1 protein-coding gene is annotated in these 547 nt (G+C 36.2%); it reads right to left on the bottom strand.

Going from position 1 to position 547, the window contains the following annotated elements; all coding sequences use genetic code 11:
- Window positions 1-266 (bottom strand): sigma-E processing peptidase SpoIIGA (locus AC1DOS_RS20500; protein ID WP_477538955.1); only part of this gene is annotated, 266 nt, incomplete at its 3' end.
- Window positions 267-547: the final 281 nt, after the last annotated feature.

A 547-nucleotide genomic window follows, 5' to 3' on the forward strand; every position in this document is an offset into this window, starting at 1 on the left:
CCAGCAAACAAAGCAGCAATTAAAGTGTTTCCTGCAGCTAAGAGCCAATTTGAACGATTTAATCCAAATGCAATTGTCATCATGAACACAAAAGTAGCTACTATAGACAAAAACCCCCCACCAAATAACACGATACAAAATCCACCTAGAAAAGCACTTAGCCATAAACGCCAAGACTTTTGGTGAAATGAACCCATTTTGTTTGAAAAAGAAAGCAATGAAAAGTTGATGAGGGTATTAATCGAAATCAAAACTTCAGCATACATTTTCTCACCTCCTACAAATACGGTATCACTTGTCCACCGCAAAACATGTCATTTCTTGTTTATTTCACAAAAAAATCTACGACAAAAAAAGCCCATCTCAAGTAGCAATTACGCTACAAGAAATGGGCTTTAGTTTGATACTTTAGTTACGTTTTTGACGATTGCGTAAGAACGTAGGAATGTCTAATGTATCTTCATGTTGTGAAGTTTGTTGTTCTCTTCTTGGTGCTTCTTGTTGATAAGAAGGAACTTCATCACGTCTTGATTCTCTTGTTTCACGA

Source organism: Paenisporosarcina sp. P5_A11 (assembly GCF_056400705.1).